Origin of the sequence: Streptomyces sp. NPDC101225 (assembly GCF_044767585.1) — a bacterium.
Lineage (GTDB): Bacteria > Actinomycetota > Actinomycetes > Streptomycetales > Streptomycetaceae > Streptomyces.
Genome location: NZ_JBIWOE010000009.1, coordinates 140,665 through 160,834, shown reverse-complemented (window position 1 = coordinate 160,834; position 20,170 = coordinate 140,665). Strand labels below are relative to the sequence as shown.

Genomic DNA, 20,170 nt, shown 5'->3' with positions numbered 1-20,170 from the left:
CGACGCCGGGATCCCACGTCACGGCTGGGGCGGCTCGGGGGGTCTCGGGGAGGGTTCCGGCAGCGGCCGGGCCCGTCCCGCGTCCGGGCCGCGCCTCACCCGCGCAGCATCTCCTCCAGCTTGCGGGCCACCGACGCCGCCTCCTCGCGCGGCAGGGGCGCGCCCTCGGGGCCGGTGACGTAGAAGGCGTCGACCGCGTTCGCGCCCAGGGTGGAGACGTGCGCGCTGCGGACCCGTACCTGCGCGTCCTCCAGGGCACTGCCGATGCGGAACAGCAGGCCGGGGGCGTCCTGGGCGCGTACCTCGATCACCGTGGCCAGGCGGGAGGCGGCCGGGGCGACGGTCACCCGGGGCGGCGGGGCCACGACGCCCCGGCGGCGCGGGTAGGCGGCGTCGCGTTCGGCGAGGCGGCCCGCGACGTCCAGGGAGCCGTCCAGGGCGCGGACCAGGTCGGCGCGCAGCCGGGCGGCCTGCGGCAGGGAGCCGTACTCGGCGGCGACGCGCCAGTTCAGCAGCAGGACCGCGCCCTCGACGCCGGCCGGCAGCTCCAGGGCGCGCAGCTCCGCGGTGCGGACGGTCAGCCGGTGCACGGCGAGCACGCCGGAGACGGCGGGCAGCACGCCCGGCTGGTCCGGCACGGCGATGAGGAGTTCGACACCGAGCGGCTCCGGGTCCCCGGACGGCTGCTCCTCCGCCGGTGGCTCGGTCTGCGCCCGCAGGGACAGCACCGGGCTGCCGGTCGCGACCGCCTCGATGGCCAGGCGTTCCTGCTCGGCGGTGGGCGCGGCGGCCTCGGGCTCGTCGGGGGCGTCGCCGGCCAGCACCGCGGACACCCGCTTGACCAGCTCCGTGACGAGCGAACCGCGCCAGGACGACCAGGCGGCCGGGCCGGTGGCCAGCGCGTCCGCCTCGGTCAGCGCGTGCAGCAGCTCCAGCGTGGACTGCGTGCCGACGGCCTCGGCGACCGAGCGGACCGTGGCCGGGTCCTCCAGGTCACGGCGGGTGGCCGTGTCGATCAGCAGCAGGTGGTGCCGGACGAGGGTGGCGACCACGGCCACGTCCTCGCGGTCGAAGCCGATGCGCGCGGCCACGTCCTTGGCGATGATCTCGCCGGCCACCGAGTGGTCGCCGGGCCAGCCCTTGCCGATGTCGTGCAGCAGGGCGGCGATCAGCAGCAGGTCCGGGCGGTGGACGCGGCGGGTGAACTCGGAGGCGCGTACGGCCGTCTCGATCAGGTGCCGGTCGACGGTCCACACGTGCACGGCGTTGCGCTGCGGCCTGCAGCGCACCCGCTCCCAGTCCGGAAGGAGCCGGGTGATCAGCCCCTCCGCCTCCAGCGCCTCCCACACCTCGACCGTCGGGCGGCCCGAACCGAGCAGGGTCACGAGCTGTTCGCGGGCCTCGGCGGGCCAGGGCGCGGGCAGCGGCTTCACGGTCGCCGCCAGGCGCCGTACGGCGTGCAGCGAGAGCGGCAGGCCGGACTGGGCGGCGGCCGCCGCCGCACGCAGCGGCAGCACGGGGTCGCGCTCGGGGCGGGCGGCACGGGCGAGCACGGCCTCGCCCTCCTGCTCGACCACGCCCTCGGCGAGCGGCGAGCGCTCGGCGACCGGCTTCCCGCCGCCGAGCATGGCGCGCAGCCGCGGCCGTACGGCCCGCGACCTGAGCACCCGGCCCACCTCGCGCCAGGTGACGTCGCTGGCGTACGAGATGACCCGCGCCGCCTCGTAGACCTCCCGCAGCAGCGTGTCGGCGTCGAGCAGGCCGAGCTCGGCGGCGACCTGGTCCTGCTCCTGCAGCGCCAGCCGGTCGGTCGCGCGCCCCGTCGCCAGATGCAGCGCGTCGCGTACGTCGAGCAGCCGGCGCCGGGCCTCGGCCAGGCCCTCGCGCGGGGCGTCGGCCACCCAGGAGGCGGCGACGGCGCGCAGGATGGTGGCGTCGCGCAGTCCGCCGCGGGCCTCCTTGAGATCCGGCTCCAGCAGGTACTGCAGCTCGCCCTGCCGTTCGGCGCGCTCGGCGCCGAGCTCCTGGAGTTCGGGCAGCCGCTTGGGCGCCTGGTTGCGCCAGTCGGCGAGCACGGCCGTGCGCAGACCGGCGGTCAGGCCCATGTCCCCGGCGATGTGGCGGGCGTCCAGCAGACCGAGCTGGACCTTGAGGTCCTCCCCGGCCGTCCTGCGGGCCTCCCCCGGGGTGCGCACCGAGTGGTCGAGGGCGAGACCGAGGTCCCACACGGGGTACCAGATGCGGTCGGCGAGCGCGGCGACGGCCCTGCTGTCGCCGCCGTCGTGCAGGAGCAGCAGGTCCAGATCGCTGCGCGGGGAGAGCTCGCCGCGGCCGTAGCCGCCGACGGCGACCAGGGAGATCCCGCGCAGCCCCTCGGCGCCGGCTCCGAAGAGCCCGGCCAGCCATTTGTCCGTCAGTGCGGACAGGGCGGTACGGCGCGGCGGCCCGGACTGCGCCTCCTCGGTGAGGAGACGCAGCCGGGCCGCCGCATAGCCGCTGGGTCCCGAGTCCTCTGCTTCCTTGCGCACGTCCGTACTCGACACCCGGCGACTCCTGTTCTTGTTCCGTTCAGAGCGCGTCGGGGCCGCGCTCGCCGGTCCGGACCCGGACGGCCGTCTCCACGGGGAGCGACCAGACCTTGCCGTCACCGATCTTGCCGGTCCTGGCCGCCTTGACCACGACGTCGATCAGCTGGTCGGCGTCGTCGTCCTCGGCCAGGACCTCGATGCGGATCTTGGGCACCAGGTCGACGGTGTACTCGGCACCGCGGTAGACCTCGGTGTGGCCCCGCTGACGACCGTAACCGCTCGCCTCGGTGACCGTCAGGCCGTGGACCCCGAAGGCCTGGAGGGCTTCCTTGATCTCGTCGAGCCGGTGGGGCTTGACGACGGCGGTGATGAGCTTCATGCGTCCACCTTCTTGCTGTCGGTGCCGACACCGGCCGGGACCGCGGTCCGGGCGGCACCGCCGCCGGCCCCGCTGAAGTCGTATGCGGTCTCGGCGTGCTCCGCCTGGTCGATTCCGGAGATCTCCTCGTCCTCGCTGACCCGCATGCCGATGGTCTTGTCGAGGAGGAAGGCGAGGATCGCGGAGGCGATCAGGGAGTAGAAGAGGACACCGAAGACACCGGCGCACTGGATCCAGAACTGGTGCATCCCGCCGCCGTAGAAGAGGCCTTCCACGTCGGACTGGCCCTTGCCGCTGGCGAAGAGGCCGATCAGCAGGGAGCCGAGGATACCGCCGACCATGTGGACGCCCACGACGTCGAGCGAGTCGTCGTAGTTGAACCGGTACTTCAGGCCGACGGCCGCGGCGCATCCGACACCGGCGATGGCGCCGACCGCGATCGCGCCGAGCGGGGAGACCGCGCCGCCGGACGGGGTGATGGCGACCAGGCCCGCGACGGCACCGGAGGCGGCGCCGAGCGTGGTGAACGCGCCGTGGCGGATCTTCTCGTAGACGAGCCAGGCGCACATGGCGGCGGCGGTGGCGATCTGGGTGTTGACGAACATCAGCGGGCCGACGCCGTCGTCGTTGCCGAGCCAGGAGCCGGCGTTGAAGCCGAACCAGCCGAACCACAGCAGACCGGCACCGAGCATCACCAGCGGGAGGCTGTGCGGGCGCATCGGGTCCTTCTTGAAGCCGACGCGCTTGCCGATGACCAGGATCACGCCGAGCGCCGCGGCACCCGCGTTGATGTGGACCGCCGTACCGCCGGCGAAGTCGATCACGCCCAGCTCGAAGGCCCAGCCGCCGGTGCCCCAGACCCAGTGGGCGACCGGGAAGTACACGACCGTGGCCCAGAGGATCAGGAACAGGGTCCAGGCCGAGAACTTGACGCGGTCCGCGAGGGCGCCGCTTATCAGTGCGGGCGTGATGATCGCGAACATCATCTGGAAGACGGCGAACACGAAGACCGGGATCGTGTAGCCGGACCAGATGTCCATCTTGTCGATGCCGGCCCAGCCGATGTAGTCGCCGGTCCAGCCCACGACCGAGCCGTGGTCCGTGCCGAACGCCATGGAGAAGCCGTACAGCACCCACAGGATGGTGACGACACCCATGCTGATGAAGCTCATCATCAGCATGTTGAGGGTGCTTTTGACGCGGACCATGCCTCCGTAGAAGAAGGCAAGGCCCGGCGTCATGATCAGCACCAGTGCGGAAGCAATGAGCATGAAGCCTGTGTTGGCGGCAGACAGCTTGTCTGCGGCTAGCGTGATGGCTGGTGCCATCGGCGTCTCCTCGTCGTTAATACGGCCCCGTGCGGGCGAAGCCTGAAGCGGGCATGAGGGGTGGGCCGGTTATGCGCCATGAGATTGGCGCAGCGCGGTTTCGGTGGAAGCCCCTCGTTGTTTCGCCGCCGTGACGAAGGCGCCGTGCGTGTTACACCTCGATGAACTGCCGGATGCCGGCCGAAATGATCGTTATCTTGGCGCAACCTTCCGCGAGGGAAGAAAACCGGCCACGGACGGCCTTCCGACGACCTGGCATGGGGGAGCCGAGTCGGGCAGTTCGGGAGGGCCGGCCGCGGCCGGGGTCAGGGGATTCAGACCGCCTCGGCGGTCTCCGGGAGCTCCAGTGCCAGCTTCTCGGTGAGGTCGACGACCTCGGCCAGGTCCCCGAAGTCGCGTACGGCCGTGTCGACCGTCTTTCGGATACGAGTGTTCACGCGCTCGGAGCGCACCTTCTTGGCGATGTGCATGGCCTTCTCGGCCAGCACCGCGCTCCGCTCGGGCTCGCGCTGGAGCAGGTGGACCGTGGCCATGCCGATGAGATTCAGTGCGTACGACCGCTGGTGCTCGGCATCCTGGGCGAACAGGTCGACCGCCCGCTGCATGACGGGCTCGGCCAGGGAGGCGTACGTCGGGCTGCGGCCGGCGACGTAGGCGAGGTCGCGGTAGGAGTGGCTGTTCTCCCCGTGCAGTTCCGCCTCGGAGAAGAAGCGGATCCAGTCGGCGTCCGGCTCGTCCCACTCGTCGACGTCGGCGAAGATGTCCTCGGCCATCCGCACCGCGCGCTTGCACCTGCCGGGCTGTCCCATGTTGGCGTAGGCGCGGGCCTCCATCGCATACAGCATCGACTGGGTGCGGGGGCTCGCGCAGTCCCGGCTGCCGTACTGCGCGAGGTGGATGAGCTCCAGGGCGTCCTCGGGGCGGCCGAGGTGGATCATCTGCCGGCTCATGCTGGACAGCACGTACGAGCCGAGCGGCTTGTCGCCCGCCTCCTTGGCGGCGTGCAGGGCGAGCACGAAGTACTTCTGCGCGGTGGGCTGGAGCCCCACGTCGTACGACATCCAGCCCGCGAGCTCGGCCAGTTCGGCGGCGACCTTGAACAACTTCCTGGTGGTCGCCTCGGGTTGCGGCTCCTGGAGGAGGTCCGTCACCTCGTGCAGCTGGCCGACCACCGCCTTGCGGCGCAGCCCGCCGCCGCACTGGGCGTCCCACTGGCGGAACATCACCGTCGTGGACTCCAGGAGGTCCAGCTCCGGCCGGGAGAGCCGGCCGGCCCGGCGGGAGGCGGCGGGCGGCTCGGGCTCCGCCTGCGGCGCCTGGGGCGAGGGCACCAGCCAGCGCTGCATGGGTTCGATGAGGGACGGGCCCGCGGACAGGACCAGCGAGGTCCCGAGGAAGCCGCGCCGCGCCAGCATCAGGTCGCTGCGCGAGAACTCGCTGAGCAGCGCCACCGTCTGCGGGCCCGTCCAGGGCAGGTCGACGCCGGTCGCGGAGGGTGACTGGCGTGCCGTGCGCAGGCCGAGGTCGTCGACGGAGACCACACAGCCGAAGCGCTCGGAGAACAGCTCGGACAGGATCCGGGGAATGGGCTCGCGGGGATTCTCGCCGTCCAGCCAGCGGCGCACCCGGGAGGTGTCCGTGGAGATGTGGTTGGCGCCCAACTGGCGTGCTCTGCGGTTGACCTGGCGGGCGAGCTCGCCCTTCGACCAGCCGCTGCGCACGAACCAGGAGGTGAGCAGCTCGTTGGGGCGCTTGTCGATGCTGGCCGCGGTCGTCCCGCTTCCGCCGTTGCCGCTCACTGGAACGCCCCCATCCCTGAGACCACTTGTCGCCGAGTGCGCCAAGCCCTATCAGAATGCCGGTGAATACGGTCTCCCGTCCGCCGGTTCTCACCCTTCGAACGGGATACCGACTTGCCTCCGGCATACCCACGAGTGCATGTGCCCCCAGGACCCGTGCACTCAAAGTAATCCTACGATCACCCGTCCAGCCATGGCGATCCTGGAAACGCCACCATTCGCCACCCCTTCGAATGAACTCACGTCGGCCTGCACGCGATTCACTTGACATAGACCAATCGGGAGTAGGCGGAGCGACGCACTCAGGGGCGCGCGTCGTCGAGTTCACCACCAGAGGCACCTCCAGCGCCGCCCGGGCCAAGCGGGGCGGGTGACTCGGACGGCACACAGGGTCACGATCCGCATCCGCGCCGTAACCACCGGCACGTCGGACCCGTTGGAGGGGGCATGGGCTTCACGATCGGCGGCATCCGGGAGATCCGCTCCGGCTCGCGTCGGCGCGGCCGCTCCTCGGAGTGCACGGCCGTCGCCGAGTTCACGGGACTGTGGGGCTGGGACGTCGTGGCCGGCGCGCGGGCCTCGGGGGGCGCGTGCTCCTGCGGCCGGGCGGACTGCGGCGCACCGGGGGCGCACCCCCTGGAGTTCGCGCCGCTGGTCCCGGCCGGCGCCACGCTCGACGACGTCACCAGGACCTGGGCCGAGTTCCCCGGAGCGTCGGTGATGCTCGCGGTCGGCCGCTCGTTCGACGTCGTCGAGGTGTCCGAGGCCGTCGCCCGCCGCGCCCTGATCCGCCTGGAGCGCATGGGCCTGCCCGTCGGCCCGGTCACCGCGACCCCGGAGGGCCGCGCCCAGTTCTTCGTCGCCCCCGGCGCCGCCGCCGAACTCCCCGAGCTGCTCTACCGCATGGGGTGGGACGACCCGGCCGCCCTCGACCTGCGCGGTCTGGGGCCCGGCAGGTACATCACGGCCCCGCCCTCCGACCGCGGCGGCCGGGGTCCCGCGCGATGGCTGCGGCAGCCCGCACTGGACTCGGCCACGAAGCCGCCGGCGGCGCGCCTGCTGCTGGGGACCCTGGCGTACGTGGCGCACCGGTCCCGGGCGTGACGGCAGAGACACACAGCGAAGCGCCCGCCCCCAACTGCACCTTGGGAGGCGGGCGCTTCTTCGTGCGCGTACCGATGCCGGCAGGCGGTGTCACTCTCCGATAAGGGCGTCAACGAACGCCTCCGGCTCGAACGGCGCCAGGTCGTCCGGGCCTTCGCCCAGGCCCACCAGCTTGACCGGCACGCCCAGTTCGCGCTGGACGGCGATCACGATGCCGCCCTTGGCCGTGCCGTCCAGCTTGGTGAGGACGATGCCGGTGATGTCGACGACCTCGGCGAACACCCGGGCCTGCACCAGGCCGTTCTGGCCGGTCGTGGCGTCGAGCACGAGGAGCACCTCGTCCAGCGGGGCCTGCTTCTCGACGACGCGCTTGACCTTGCCGAGCTCGTCCATGAGGCCCGTCTTGGTGTGCAGGCGGCCGGCGGTGTCGATGAGGACGACGTCGGAGCCCAGCTCCTTGCCCTCCTTCACCGCGTCGAAGGCGACGGAGGCGGGGTCGCCGGCCTCGGGCCCGCGCACGGTGTGGGCGCCGACGCGCTCGCCCCAGGTCTGCAGCTGGTCGGCGGCGGCGGCACGGAAGGTGTCGGCGGCGCCCAGGACGACGGTGCGGCCGTCGGCCACCAGGACGCGGGCGAGCTTGCCGGTGGTGGTGGTCTTGCCGGTGCCGTTGACCCCGACGACCATCACGATGCCGGGCTTGCGGGCCTCCGGCTCGGTCCTGACCGTGCGGTCCATGTCGGTGCCGACCAGCTTGAGCAGCTCGTCGCGCAGCAGGCCGCGCAGCTCGGCGGGGGTGCGGGTGCCGAGCACCTTCACCCGCTCGCGCAGGCCCTCGACGAGCTCCTGGGTCGGGGCCACGCCGACGTCGGCGGTGAGCAGGATGTCCTCGATCTCCTCCCAGGTGTCGTCGTCGAGGTGCTCGCGCGACAGGAGCGTGAGCAGGCCCTTGCCGAGCGCGTTCTGGGAGCGTGAGAGACGGGTGCGGAGGCGGACGAGCCGGCCGGCGGTCGGCTCGGGGACCTCGATCTCGGGGACCTCGACGGAGGGCGGCTCCTCGACGGCGACCGGCGCCGAACCGTCCGGAAGATCCACCTCCTCTATGGTCCGGCGTGGTTCGTCGCGGGGCGTCTCGGCCTCGTCGCCGACGTGCGGTTCGGCCGGGGGGGCCGTGATGTCGGGTGCGGCGGGCGGCGGCGGGGGCAGCGGCTTCCTGCGCCGGGTGCCGATGACGAGCCCGCCGAGCGCGCCGATCACGACCACGGCGATGACTACAGCAAGGATGACGGTTTCCATAACCCGACCAGTATCGGTCATGGAGTCCTGCGGCACCCCTCTGGATGTCTGACACTCCGTCAGCTAACGTCCGCTTCCACACCCGCCCGGTGAAGGGGAGCCCCCCATGCCCGTCACGGTCGTCCGCTTCAACCTCGTAGAGCCCGACGCCACTCCCGCCTCCCTGGGCGCCCGCTACCGGGCGGCCCTGGACATGGCGGCGTATGCCGACGCACACGGCATCACCACCGTGCAGACCGAGGAGCACCACGGCGTGGCGAACAACTGGCTGCCGTCGCCCTTCGCCTTCGCGGGCGCGGTCTTCGGCGCGACCAGCCGTGTCGCCGTGACCGTCTCGGCGGTGATCGGCCCGCTGCACGACCCGCTCCGGCTGGCCGAGGAGATCGCCGTGCTGGACCTGATCGGCGGCGGGCGGCTGGTGACGGTCGCGGGGATCGGGTACCGGCCCGAGGAGTACGCGCTGTTCGGCGTGGAGTGGAAGCGGCGCGGCAGGCTCCAGGACGAGGTGCTGGAGACCCTGCTGAAGGCGTGGACCGGTGAGCCCTTCGAGTACCGCGGCCGTACGGTGCGGATCACGCCCCGCCCGCTCACCGAGCCGCACCCCCTGCTGCTGGTCGGCGGCTCCTCGAAGGCCGCCGCCCGCCGGGCCGCCCGCCTCGGCCTGCCCTTCTTCCCCAGCGCGCACCTGCCGGAGCTGGAGGCGTACTACAAGGAGCGGCTCGTCGAGTACGGCACCGAGGGCTGGACCATGATGCCCGCCGCCGAGACCCCGCTGCTGCACATCGCCGAGGACCCGGACCGGGCGTGGGCCGAGTACGGCCGGCACTTCCTGCACGAGGCGCGGACCTACGCCTCCTGGCAGTCCGGGGACATCCGCTCCGCCGTGAAGTCCTCCGCCACGACCGTGGACGACCTGCGCGGCGAGGGCGTCTACCGCATCCTCACCCCGGACCAGTGCGTGGAGCTGGGCCTGGACAACCTCGTCCTGCATCCGCTGGCCGGCGGAATGCCGCCGGAGGAGGGCTGGCGCAGTCTGCGCCTGTTCACCGAGCGGGTGCTGCCGCGGCTGGCGGACTGAGGCCCGTCCGCGGGCACGGGACACGCAACCGCCGCCCCGGCTCGGTCACTGGCCGAGCCGGGGCGGCGGCGGGGTACGAGGAGAAGGGCGGCGGGGACTGGGCCCGACTCCTCGGCTCGGGGGGCCTCAGCCCATCTCCTCCAGCGCCTTGCCCTTCGTCTCCTTCACGAACTTCAGGACGAAGGGGATGGAGAGCGCCGCGAAGACCGTGTAGATCACGTACGTCGTGGAGAGGTTCCAGTCGGCCAGCGACGGGAAGCTCGCGGTGATCGCCCAGTTGGCGATCCACTGGGCGGAGGCGGCCACGCCCAGCGCGGCGGCGCGGATCTTGTTCGGGAACATCTCGCCGAGCATGACCCAGACGACCACGCCCCAGGACAGGGCGAAGAAGAGGACGAAGACGTGGGCGGCGATCAGGGCGGTCCAGCCCTGCGCGGCCGGGAGCCTGCCGTCGACCAGGTGGTGCGAGAAGGCCCAGGCCTCCAGCGCCAGTCCGACCACCATGCCGGCCGAACCGATCAGGGCCAGCGGCCTGCGGCCGACGCGGTCCACGAAGACCATGGCGATCACGGTGCCGACGATGTTGATGATCGACGTGGTGAAGGAGTAGAAGAACGAGTCCGTCGGGTCGACGCCGACCGACTGCCACAGCGTCGAGGAGTAGTAGAACGCGACGTTGATGCCGACGAACTGCTGGAAGACCGAGAGGCCGACACCGACCCAGACGATCGGCTTGAAGAAGAAGCCGCCGCCGAGCAGGTCCTGGAAGGTGGACCGCTGCTCGCTCCTCATCGCGTGCTCGATCTCCTCGACGCGCGTGGTCAGGTCGGACTGCCCGCCCTCGACCTCGGCGAGGATCTCGCGGGCGCGGTCACGCCTGCCGACGGAGATCAGGAAGCGGGGGGACTCGGGGATGACGAAGGAGAGCACGCCGTAGACGACGGCCGGGACCACCATCACGCCGAGCATGACCTGCCAGGCCTCCAGGCCCAGCAGGGTGCCGCGCTGGTCGCCGCCGGCGGCGTTGAGCAGTCCCCAGTTGACCAGCTGCGAGACGGCGATGCCGATGACGATCGCGGCCTGCTGGAAGGAGCCGAGCCGGCCGCGGTACGCCGGCGGGGCGACCTCGGCGATGTAGGCCGGGCCGATGACCGAGGCCATGCCGATGGCGAAGCCGCCGACGATCCGCCAGAGGGCGAGGTCCCACAGGGCGAAGGGCAGCGCCGAACCGACGGCGCTGATCGTGAACAGCACGGCGGAGATCTGCATGCACCGGATGCGCCCGATGCGGTCGGCCATCCGGCCGGCGGTCGCGGCGCCGACGGCACAGCCGATGAGGGCGATGGCGATGACCTGTGCGAGGGCCGCGGAGCCGATGTCGTAGCGGTCGCGGATCGCCTCGACCGCGCCGTTGATCACGGAGCTGTCGTACCCGAAGAGGAAACCGCCCATGGCGGCCGCCGCCGCGATGAAGACGACGCGCCCGAGATGGTCGGGATGAGCCGTACCGGCTCCTGACTTGGGTGCCTGCGCGGTGCTGGTCACGTGGGAACTCCTCGGGCCACCGGCGTCACTGCCGGAGTGGGGGGCGCCTGTCAGGTTCAAGTGGCACGCAGGTACACGCCGCTCACACCTGAAGGTAAAGACAACGTTCCTGAGACTATGCCTTCAAGTTTCGAAGTCAATAGGCCGCTGAATGTGAGCTTTTCGATACAGCCACCCCGGCTGAGTTCACTTCTTGAAGTCGACGCTATCGAAGGCGTTGCGAGATGACCTTGGACACACCGTCGCCCTGCATGGAGACGCCGTAGAGCGCGTCGGCGACCTCCATGGTCCGCTTCTGGTGCGTGATCACGATGAGCTGCGAGGCTTCCTGCAGCTCCTGCATGATGCGGATCAGCCGCTGGAGGTTGGTGTCGTCGAGGGCGGCCTCGACCTCGTCCATGACGTAGAACGGGCTCGGCCGGGCCTTGAAGATCGACACCAGCATCGCGACGGCGGTCAGGGACCGCTCACCGCCCGAGAGCAGCGAGAGCCGCTTGACCTTCTTGCCCGGCGGGCGCGCCTCGACGTCGACGCCCGTGGTGAGCATGTTGTCGGGGTCCGTCAGGATCAGCCGCCCCTCACCACCGGGGAACAGCCGGCTGAAGACGCCCTCGAACTCCCGGGCCGTGTCCCGGTAGGCCTCCGTGAAGACCTGCTCGACCCGCTCGTCGACCTCCTTGACGACCTGGAGCAGATCGGCGCGGGTCTTCTTCAGGTCCTCCAGCTGCTCGCTGAGGAACTTGTGACGCTCCTCCAGCGCGGCGAACTCCTCCAGCGCCAGCGGGTTGACCTTGCCGAGCTGCTGGTACGCCCGCTCGGCCGCCTTGAGCCGCTTCTCCTGCTCGCCCCGTACGAAGGGCCGCGGCCGGTTGCGCGGGTGCTCCGGGTCCTCCGGCAGCTCCTCGCCCTCGGCCGGCGGCGAGGGCGGCACGGGCTGGTGCGGGCCGTACTCGGCCTCCAGTCCCGCCGGCTCCACGCCGAGCTCCTCCAGGGCCTTGGTCTCCAGCTGCTCGATCCGCATCCGCTTCTCGGCGCCGAGCACCTCACCGCGGTGGACGGAGTCGGTCAGCTTGTCGAGCTCGCCCTTGAGGTCGCGGCCCGTGGTGCGGGCGGCGGTCAGCTCCTGCTCGCGGCGGGCCTTGGCGGCGTCGGCCGCGGTGCGCTCCTCGTCGGCCCGGGCGACGGAGACCTCGACGTGCGCGAGGAGCTGGCGCGCACCGGAGGCGACGGCCTCCGCGACGGCCGCCTCGTGCCTGAGGCGCGCCCGCCGCTGCTCGGCACGCGCGCGTGCCTCGCGCTCGGCACGGGCGGCGCGGTCGAGGGAGTCGGCGCGGCCGGCGAGGCCCTTGACCCGCTCCTCGTGCGTACGCACCTGGAGGCGGGCCTCCATCTCGGTCTGGCGGGCGTTGGCGCCGTCCGCGGCGAGACGGTCCCGGACCGAGGTGTCGGGCTCCTCCTCGACGGGCATCTCCTCGGCCACGGCCAGGCGTTCCGCGAGTTCCTCGACCTCCTGGAGTGCCCTGTCGAGCGACTCCTGCGCCCGGGCGGCGGCCGCGACGGAACGTTCCGCTTCACCGGCCGCGCCCCGCGCCTGGCCGGCGAGCCGTCCCAGCTGCTGGGCGACGGTCGACTTCTCCCGGTCGGCGGCGCGCCGCCGCTCCCCGATCTCTTCCATGAGCGCGGCGCACTCCCCGCGCCGCTCCCCCGCCGCGTGCTGCGCCCCGGTCAGTTCCTCGCACCGGACCACCAGCTCCTCCAGCTCGGCCGCGGCCTCGTCCACCGAGGCCTGTACCTCGATCAGGCTGGGTGCGCCGGCGGAGCCGCCGTGGGCGAAGTGGGCCCCCAGCAGGTCGCCTTCGGAGGTGACGGCGGTGAGGTGCGGATGGCCGTAGACGAGGTCCTCGGCGTCCTCCAGGGTGCCGACGACGACCACGCCGCGCAGCAGGCGGCGCACGGCGGGCATCAGGTCGGAGGGGCCGCGGACGAAGTCCGCCGCGTAGGCCAGTCCGGCGTCCGCGGGTTCGTCGTGGCCGGTCGCGCCGTTCTCCGCGCCGCTCCGCGGCGCCTCCCCCGCCAGCAGCAGCGACGCCCGTCCCCCGTCCTGCTTGCGCAGCATGCGGATGGCGTCGGCCGCCGCCGAAGGCGAGGTGACCGCCAGGGCGTCCGCCGCCGCCCCGAACGCCGCCGCCAGCGGGATCTCGTAGCCCGACGTCACCGTCAGCAGCTCGGCGGCCGGGCCCAGCAGTCCGGTGAGGCGGTCCTTCGCGCCGAGCAGTATGCCCGTCCCGTCCTTGCGGCGCAGGCCGAGCGCCAGGGCCTCGTGCCGGGCCTGGGTCGCCGCGCGCCTGCGCTCCGCCGCGGTGGCCGCCTCCCGGGCCGCGGTCAGCGCGGCCTCGGCCTCGGCCAGTCGCCGTTTGGCCGCCTCGTGCTGCGCGCCGAGCTCCGCGTCGTCGGCGTCGAGGCCGTCGACCTCGGCCTTGAGCGCCTCGTACTCCTCCTGGGCGGCGACGGCACGCTCCTGCGCCTCGTCGCGGGCGGCGGCGAGGCGGTCGATCTCCGCCTGCGCGGAGGCGGCGCGTGAACGGGCCGCGTTGACCTGGCCGTTCAGCCGGGCGAGGCCCTCGCGCCGATCGGCGATGGCGCGGGCGACGTCCTTGAGGCGCCGTTCCTCCTGGGCCAGTTCGCGCTCCAGCTCGGCCCGGTGCGCGACCGTGTCCTCCAGGGCGTGCTCGGCCGCCTCCAGGGCCGCCTCCAGCTCGGCCTCCTGCTCCCGGATACGGGCGGCCTCGCGCTCCATGTCCTCGGGGTCGCGGCCGCGCCGCTCCTCGGGCGGCACCGACGTCGCGCTCTTCACCCGCGCGTCGGCCAGCGAGATCGTGCCGCGCACGCGCTCGGCCAGCTGCGAGAGTTCGTACCAGGTCTGCCGGGCGCGCTGCAGCCGCGGGCTGAGCTGCCGTACCTCGTCCTCCAGCAGCGCCTCGCGCTGCAGGGCCTTCTTCAGGTCCTGCTCGGCGGCTTCCCTGCGCTCCTTGAGAGCCGCCTCGTCCGCGACCTCGCTCCTCAGCGCCTCCCGCAGCCGTACGAGGTCGTCGGCGAGGAGGCGGAGGCGGGCGTCGCGGAGGTCGGCCTGGATGACGGCGGCCCGGCGGGCGACGGCGGCCTGCCGGCCGAGGGGCTTGAGCTGGCGGCGCAGTTCGTCGGTCAGGTCCTGCACGCGCGCGAGGTTGGCCTGCATCGCGTCGAGCTTGCGGAGCGCCTTCTCCTTGCGCTTGCGGTGCTTGAGGACGCCCGCGGCCTCCTCGATGAAGGCGCGGCGGCCCATGGGGTCGGCGTGCAGCACCGAGTCGAGCTGGCCCTGGCCGACGATGACGTGCATCTCCCGGCCGATGCCGGAGTCGGACAGCAGGTCCTGGATGTCGAGCAGCCGGCAGGTGTCGCCGTTGATCTGGTACTCGCTGCCGCCGTTGCGGAACATGATCCGCGTGATGGTGACCTCGGCGTACTCGATGGGCAGGGCGCCGTCGGAGTTGTCGATGGTGAGCGACACCTCGGCACGGCCCAGCGGGGGGCGGCCGGTGGTGCCGGCGAAGATGACGTCCTCCATCTTGCCGCCGCGCAGCGACTTGGCGCCCTGCTCGCCCATGACCCAGCTCAGGGCGTCCACCACGTTGGACTTGCCCGAGCCGTTCGGCCCCACGACGCACGTGATGCCCGGCTCGAACCGGAGCGTGGTCGCCGAGGCGAACGACTTGAACCCGCGGAGGGTCAGGGCCTTGAGGTGCACGCCGCCGGACTCTACCTTCCGCCGCCATCCCGCACGGTGAACCAGGGCCACCTGGCGGTTTCACGCATGAACATGCAGGGCACACCAGACGTTGTAGAGGGTGAAAGGATGCGCGGGGAAAGAAAGAAGGGACGCCGGAGCGTCCCTTGCAAACTCTGAAACTCTGACAATTCAGCGGTTGATACGGGCGGCCCAACCTCTGCTGTCGTGGTGCGAAGCAGTGATCAGGTGAGCGCAGGCTCCGCCTGGTGTGCGTCGATGCTCTCCATGATCCTGTCGTGAGAAGCGGCAGCCGTGAGCGCGTCGTTCTCGGCCTGGATCCGTCCGAGCTCGGATTCCAGGTCCTGGACGCGCTGCTGGAGCCGTCGCATCTCGGCGAGGAGTCGAGGGTCGGAGCCGCCGACGTAACCGAGAAGCGCCTTTGCCATGATGGATGGTCCTCCACAATGAGTGACCGACCGAAGCGGTGTGGGTCGTGAGGGATTCGCACCCGCGGTGCTTGACACTCTTGAGTTCTTGCTGCCGTTCATCCATGCCAAACAGCTAGGTGCGCGGGGTGCTTTCAGCGTCTCACCAAAAAGTTTGACGGTCAACACGATCACGCCCCGTATTGGCGGGCGACCCGGGGGTGCGCGGCCTGGAAGCGGCGGCGCTCGACTCCTGCGGGGCCCTCAGGGCGTGGCGATCATTCTTGAGTGCGGAGCCTCCCACGGCAAGGGGTTCTTGGCAACCACCAGGCAATATCTGCTCCTGGCAGCCCTATTCGGCGGCTTCCCGCGCCGTGGCGAGGGCCGCGGCGCGGAATCGGCTCAGCGGATGGCGAAGCCGTCGTAGCCGCCACGGGGTGTGTCCCAGATCTCGGTGACGCCGTCGACCCTGCCGGGCGTGTCGTCGCCCTGGAGCCAGTCGAGCAGACCCTCGCAGCACTCCCGGGAGCCCTCGGCGACCACCTGGACCCGTCCGTCGCCCAAATTGAGAGCAAAACCACTCAGGCCGCCGAGCTCGAGGGCCTTGGCCCGCGTGAACCAGCGAAAACCCACACCTTGGACGCGTCCCCGCACCCAGGCGACCAGCCGCACATCCTCGCTCATGGGTGCAACCTAACCGGCCAATGTCTCTCGGGACACTTCCTCCCCTGGCGCCATGCGGTACCGTCCCCACCCAATGAATCTCATATGAAACTCACTCGTTGGAGTGAGTTGACGTGAGTCAGGTCACCCGCAAGGTCCTTTCGTGCGGGTGACCGCAGGACGAGGAAGGCCAGAACATGGGACGCCACCGACGCGCAGACGCCGGCCGCGCCGCCACGGGACGCGCCACGGGGGTCACCACACGAGACGGCTCGTACACGAGCAGCTACGACCCCCGGAAGTACTCGTACAGCTACGACCCGCACGAGGCTCCGGCCGGTCCGGAGGCCCACGCGGCCGACGAGCCCGCCACCTTGGGCACCGCCCCGTACTTGCGCCCGGACGACTACGCCGTGGCCGAGGCGCGCAGCGCCGCCTACCTCTTCGCCACGGAGGAGGACTTCGCGACCGTCTTCCCCGAGCACGGGATCTCGCGCGACAAGGGAGCGAGGCGGGGCGGCTCGCGCCGCAAGAAGAAGGCCGTGACGCCGGTGCGCACCGGCCTGCTCGGGGTGTCCGCCGCGGTCGCCATCGGCACGGTCGCGGTCGCCACGGGCGCGATGCCCGGCCTGGAGAACTACAAGCTCGGCGGGGACGGCGGCGGCGACAAGGTGCAGGCCGCGAGCACGCCGACCAACTCCGCGGCCGAGCAGGGCGGCTCCTCCGGCAGCGTCCAGAACCGCGACCAGGGGTCGTCCACGAGCCGCGACGCCGACCGCTCGGCCTCGCCGCCCGCGGCGCCGAGCCCCGCCACCTCCTCGGCGGCGCCCACCGAGGCGCCGACGAAGAAGCCGAAGACGACTCCGGGCAAGAAGCCCACGACGACGCCGTCGAAGAAGGAGCAGAGCAAGCCCCCCAAGCAGAACGTCGCTCCGGTGACGGTCTCCGTGGAGGCGGCCGCCGAGGCGGAGGTGCTCCGGCTGGTCAACGACGAGCGGGCCAAGGCCGGCTGCAGCGCGGTGTCCGCCAACAGCACGCTGACGAAGCTGGCGGAGGCCTTCAGCGCGGCCATGGCCGCGGACGACTTCTTCGACCACACCGACCCCAGCGGGGCCACCCCGTGGGACCGGGCCGCCCAGCTCGGCATCACCGACCTCGGCGGCGAGAACATAGCCCGGGGGCAGGCCGACGCGGCCGCGGTGATGGAGGCGTGGATGAACAGCCCCGGCCACCGGGCGAACATACTCAACTGCGACTTCAAGACCCTCGGCGTCGGCGTGCACTTCGGCACGGGCGGCCCGTGGTGGACGCAGGACTTCGGGTACTGAGCCGATCGTCGGGGTCCGGCGCCGACGCCTGATCCCGACCGTCACCGACGGCACGCCTCCGTGCGGTCCGTGACGGTCACCGGAGCGCCTCACCAGCGGATACGGCTCGAAGCGTCCCGGGCGGGGAGCCGCCCTCGGCCGACGGACGACGCCCCGTCGGCTCGACCCGGCCGTCCGCCGCGTCACGACCGCCACGTCACATAGGCCGTGAACGCAGGGTCGGGCAGCCGGACGGCAAGACGGTCCTGCGTCGTACGGGACAGGCCGGCGAACGCGCATCCGGCCGACAGCAGCCCCATGACGAGGGCGAGAACGGCCAGCACGGCCACGTCCACGCCGTGCTCCCTCTGGTATCCGCCGAGCAGCAACGTCCTGGCCCGTGTACGCGACCCGGCCCGGCCACCGGGCCAGACCATCTGCGCCTGCCGGTCGACGAGGATCCCGTCGTGAGCGACGAAGACGCCCGAACACGAGGTGCTCTTGCCGCCTCTGCCGCTCGGTTCCAGATGGCACTCGTCCGCCGTGAAGACTCCCGGAGTGCCGCCCAGCCCGGCAGCGGATGCGCCCACCGCGCCGAGCACCACCGTGACGGTGAGGAGGACCACCGCGGCAGAGCACCACAGGAAGCGGCGAAGGGGCCCGGACCGGTGCCCGTCCGCCCGCGCGGCCGCTCTGCGAAGAATCCGTTGCCGCGCAGCACGGCCGTCCACCGCGGACGGCCCGGCACCGGCGGGCAAGCGGTATCCGTCGCCGCCGCGGGCCGCCGCCCTGCGCCGCCGCGCCTCCCGCGCCCGTACCGCCCTGCTCCTCGGCCTCGCCACGTTCTCCCCCACCCGCCGAGCCGGGCCGTCGTTGGTGGTTCCCCTTGTCCGGCCCATGCTCGCATCCGTCACACCGGACACCCGCCGCCGGGGGTTCGACGGCACGCCTGCCCGCAGGCCCCGCGCCGCTCCTCGCCGCGCTCCGGCGCCGCGCGCCCCCGCGCAGGGCTCAGGCGGCGCGGCCCTGGAGGAACAGCCGTGCCGTCTCCGTCACCCGGCGGCCCAGGTGCTCCGCGGTCTGGACGTCCGCCTTGTGGACGGCGTCCGGCCCCTGGTCGACGTCGGTCGAGGCGGCGGCGCCGGCGAAGACGCCGAGGCGGTTCAGGTCGTGCTCCGAGCCCTCGCTGTTGTTCCAGCCGGGGTGCAGTCCGAGGTTGACCCAGTGCATGCCGTGCTGTCCGGCGAGGATCTGGAAGAACTGCAGGGTGTGCAGCTTGTCGCCGCTCTTGGAACCGGAGTTGGTGAAGCCGGCCGCCAGCTTGTCCTTCCAGTCCTGCCCGAACCAGCGCTTCGAGGACGCCTCGGCGAAGACGTGGAAGGCGCCGGAGGCCGTGCCCATGTAGGTGGGCGAACCGAAGACGATGGCGTCCGATCCGTCCAGCAGCGCCCACTGCTCGTCGGTGATCTCGTCGACCCTGATCAGGTGCACCTCGGCACCCGCCTCGGCGGCGCCGGCGCGGACGGCCTCGGCGAGGACGGCCGTGTGGCCGTAGCCGGAGTGGTAGGCGATGGAGACAACGGGGGTGGTCACGATGCGTACTCCTGGGGTGATGGTGGCAATGACGAAAGGAAAGCACTAACTTCTAGTTAGCGCAACCTGCCGGTTAGCGCTGCGTTCGAGTACGCTTCAGGAATGGACACCACGCAGGAGCTCAGGGAGGCGGCCGACCTCCCGTACAACGTGTTCGCCAAGGCCTGCCCCTCCCGGGGCACGCTGGAGCACGTGACGGGGCGCTGGGGCGGACTCACCCTCTGCGCGCTGCAGGAGGGCGCACTGCGCTTCAACGAGCTGCGCCGGCGCGTCGACGGCGTGAGCGAGAAGATGCTGTCCCAGACCCTGCACGCGCTGGAGCGCGACGGTCTGGTGCTCCGCGAGGCCCAGCCGACCAACCCACCCCGAGTGGACTACGAACTGACCCCGCTCGGCCGCGAGGTCGCCGAGCGGCTGCTCGGCCTGGTCCACCTGGTGGAAGGCCGGATGGACGACGTCCTCGCCGCGCGGGTGCGCTACGACGCGGCCCGCGGCGCCCTCTGACACGTCGGGCAGAAGTAGCTCGACCGGTTCATCCAGGGACGGCGGCGCATGGGCGTGTCACACCTCTTGCAGGGCAGGCCCTCGCGCCCGTACGCGTCGAGGGACCGGTCGAAGTAGCCCGACTCCCCGTTGACGTTGACGTAGAGGCTGTCGAAGCTGGTGCCGCCGACGGCGAGCGCCGCGTTCATCACGTCCCGTACGTGGCCGAGGAGTTCGGCGGTGCGGGGGCGGGTGAAGCCGGCCGTCGGGCGCTCGTAGTGCACGCGGGCCCGCCAAAGGGCCTCGTCCGCGTAGATGTTGCCCACCCCGCTGATCAACGACTGGTCCAGCAGGGCCCGTTTGATGGTGGTGCGCTTACGGCGCAGTGCCTGGTGGAAGGCCTCGTCGTCGAACAGCGGGTCGAGAGGGTCGCGGGCGATGTGCGCGATGACGTCCGGCAGGCCCTCGGGGGTGTTGTCATGCAACGACAGCCCGCCGAAGGTGCGTTGGTCGACGAAGCGGAGTTCCGTGGCGAGGTCGTCCGCGAACCGCACCCGGATCCTGAGGTGCTTCTCGGCGGGGGCCGTGACCGGCTGGACCAGGAGCTGGCCGCTCATGCCGAGGTGCGCGAGGACCGACTGGCCGGTGTCCTCCAGGGGCAGCCACAGATACTTGCCGCGGCGGCTCGCAACGCCGACGCGATGACCCTTGAGGCGGTGCGTGAAGTCGTCGGCACCGGCGATGTGGCGGCGCACGGAGCGGGGGTGCAGCACCTCGGCGTCCGCGACGACACGGTGGGCGACCCACCGCTCAAGACCCCGCCGGACGACCTCGACCTCGGGCAACTCGGGCATCGCAACCCCCGTACCGAACACTGTG

Annotated in this window: 16 protein-coding genes; 4 read left to right on the top strand and 12 right to left on the bottom strand. The window is 71.9% G+C overall.

The window, feature by feature from the left end:
- Positions 1–95: 95 nt before the first annotated feature.
- The 4 genes from ACIRPX_RS15915 to ACIRPX_RS15900 all read right to left on the bottom strand — a co-directional run bounded on the left by ACIRPX_RS15915 (position 96) and on the right by ACIRPX_RS15900 (position 6,034).
- The gene (locus ACIRPX_RS15915) at positions 96–2,543 is read right to left on the bottom strand and encodes a [protein-PII] uridylyltransferase (protein WP_404193968.1); all 2,448 of its coding nucleotides are present in this window, start codon (positions 2,541–2,543) and stop codon (positions 96–98) included.
- Between the two features lie 25 nt (positions 2,544–2,568).
- Positions 2,569–2,907 (bottom strand): P-II family nitrogen regulator, encoded by a 339-nt coding sequence (locus ACIRPX_RS15910; protein WP_276112337.1) that lies wholly within the window; start codon positions 2,905–2,907, stop codon positions 2,569–2,571.
- Positions 2,904–4,235 (bottom strand): ammonium transporter, encoded by a 1,332-nt coding sequence (locus ACIRPX_RS15905; RefSeq protein WP_404193965.1) that lies wholly within the window; start codon positions 4,233–4,235, stop codon positions 2,904–2,906. Before ACIRPX_RS15905 ends, ACIRPX_RS15910 begins: the two co-directional genes overlap by 4 nt.
- A gap of 314 nt (positions 4,236–4,549) precedes the next feature.
- Positions 4,550–6,034, bottom strand: a complete 1,485-nt coding sequence (locus ACIRPX_RS15900) for a hypothetical protein (RefSeq protein ID WP_404193962.1) — start codon at positions 6,032–6,034, stop codon at positions 4,550–4,552.
- 447 nt (positions 6,035–6,481) lie between these two features.
- On the opposite strand from ACIRPX_RS15900, the gene ACIRPX_RS15895 reads away from it, so the two are divergent.
- Positions 6,482–7,138 (top strand): bifunctional DNA primase/polymerase, encoded by a 657-nt coding sequence (locus tag ACIRPX_RS15895; RefSeq protein WP_404193959.1) that lies wholly within the window; start codon positions 6,482–6,484, stop codon positions 7,136–7,138.
- A gap of 90 nt (positions 7,139–7,228) precedes the next feature.
- Here the strand turns inward: ACIRPX_RS15895 and ftsY are convergent, their stop codons facing one another.
- Complete coding sequence (ftsY, locus tag ACIRPX_RS15890; protein ID WP_404193957.1) at positions 7,229–8,431, bottom strand: signal recognition particle-docking protein FtsY; 1,203 nt, start codon at positions 8,429–8,431, stop codon at positions 7,229–7,231.
- A gap of 106 nt (positions 8,432–8,537) precedes the next feature.
- On the opposite strand from ftsY, the gene ACIRPX_RS15885 reads away from it, so the two are divergent.
- Entirely contained in the window at positions 8,538–9,509 is a 972-nt protein-coding gene (locus ACIRPX_RS15885) for an LLM class flavin-dependent oxidoreductase (protein WP_404193954.1), read from the top strand.
- Positions 9,510–9,635: 126 nt separating this feature from the next.
- Here ACIRPX_RS15885 and ACIRPX_RS15880 read toward each other — a convergent pair whose 3' ends face one another.
- The 4 genes from ACIRPX_RS15880 to ACIRPX_RS15865 form a co-directional block, all read right to left on the bottom strand.
- Positions 9,636–11,054, bottom strand: coding sequence for a sugar porter family MFS transporter (locus tag ACIRPX_RS15880; protein ID WP_404193952.1), 1,419 nt, complete (start codon positions 11,052–11,054; stop codon positions 9,636–9,638).
- Between the two features lie 205 nt (positions 11,055–11,259).
- Entirely contained in the window at positions 11,260–14,838 is a 3,579-nt protein-coding gene (smc, locus tag ACIRPX_RS15875) for a chromosome segregation protein SMC (protein ID WP_404193950.1), read from the bottom strand.
- Between the two features lie 224 nt (positions 14,839–15,062).
- A complete protein-coding gene (locus ACIRPX_RS15870; RefSeq protein WP_030048901.1) occupies positions 15,063–15,266 on the bottom strand; it encodes a hypothetical protein in 204 nt (67 codons plus the stop codon).
- Positions 15,267–15,647: 381 nt separating this feature from the next.
- A complete protein-coding gene (locus tag ACIRPX_RS15865; protein ID WP_404193947.1) occupies positions 15,648–15,929 on the bottom strand; it encodes an acylphosphatase in 282 nt (93 codons plus the stop codon).
- 176 nt (positions 15,930–16,105) lie between these two features.
- On the opposite strand from ACIRPX_RS15865, the gene ACIRPX_RS15860 reads away from it, so the two are divergent.
- Positions 16,106–17,236, top strand: a complete 1,131-nt coding sequence (locus ACIRPX_RS15860) for a CAP domain-containing protein (RefSeq protein WP_404193945.1) — start codon at positions 16,106–16,108, stop codon at positions 17,234–17,236.
- A gap of 182 nt (positions 17,237–17,418) precedes the next feature.
- Here ACIRPX_RS15860 and ACIRPX_RS15855 read toward each other — a convergent pair whose 3' ends face one another.
- Together ACIRPX_RS15855 and ACIRPX_RS15850 are read right to left on the bottom strand one after the other, a co-directional pair.
- A complete protein-coding gene (locus ACIRPX_RS15855; RefSeq protein WP_404193943.1) occupies positions 17,419–17,841 on the bottom strand; it encodes a hypothetical protein in 423 nt (140 codons plus the stop codon).
- A 385-nt stretch (positions 17,842–18,226) separates the two neighbouring features.
- Positions 18,227–18,808: a flavodoxin family protein gene (locus ACIRPX_RS15850; protein WP_404193940.1), complete on the bottom strand. Its 582-nt coding sequence runs from the start codon at positions 18,806–18,808 to the stop codon at positions 18,227–18,229.
- A 102-nt stretch (positions 18,809–18,910) separates the two neighbouring features.
- Here ACIRPX_RS15850 and ACIRPX_RS15845 point away from each other — a divergent pair, with 102 nt between their 5' ends.
- Positions 18,911–19,312, top strand: coding sequence for a winged helix-turn-helix transcriptional regulator (locus ACIRPX_RS15845; RefSeq protein ID WP_404193937.1), 402 nt, complete (start codon positions 18,911–18,913; stop codon positions 19,310–19,312).
- Here ACIRPX_RS15845 and mutM read toward each other — a convergent pair.
- On the bottom strand, positions 19,285–20,145 hold the full coding sequence (gene mutM, locus ACIRPX_RS15840; RefSeq protein ID WP_404193935.1) for a bifunctional DNA-formamidopyrimidine glycosylase/DNA-(apurinic or apyrimidinic site) lyase: 861 nt from the start codon (positions 20,143–20,145) through the stop codon (positions 19,285–19,287). The two genes, ACIRPX_RS15845 and mutM, sit on opposite strands and share 28 nt — an antisense overlap.
- Positions 20,146–20,170: the final 25 nt, after the last annotated feature.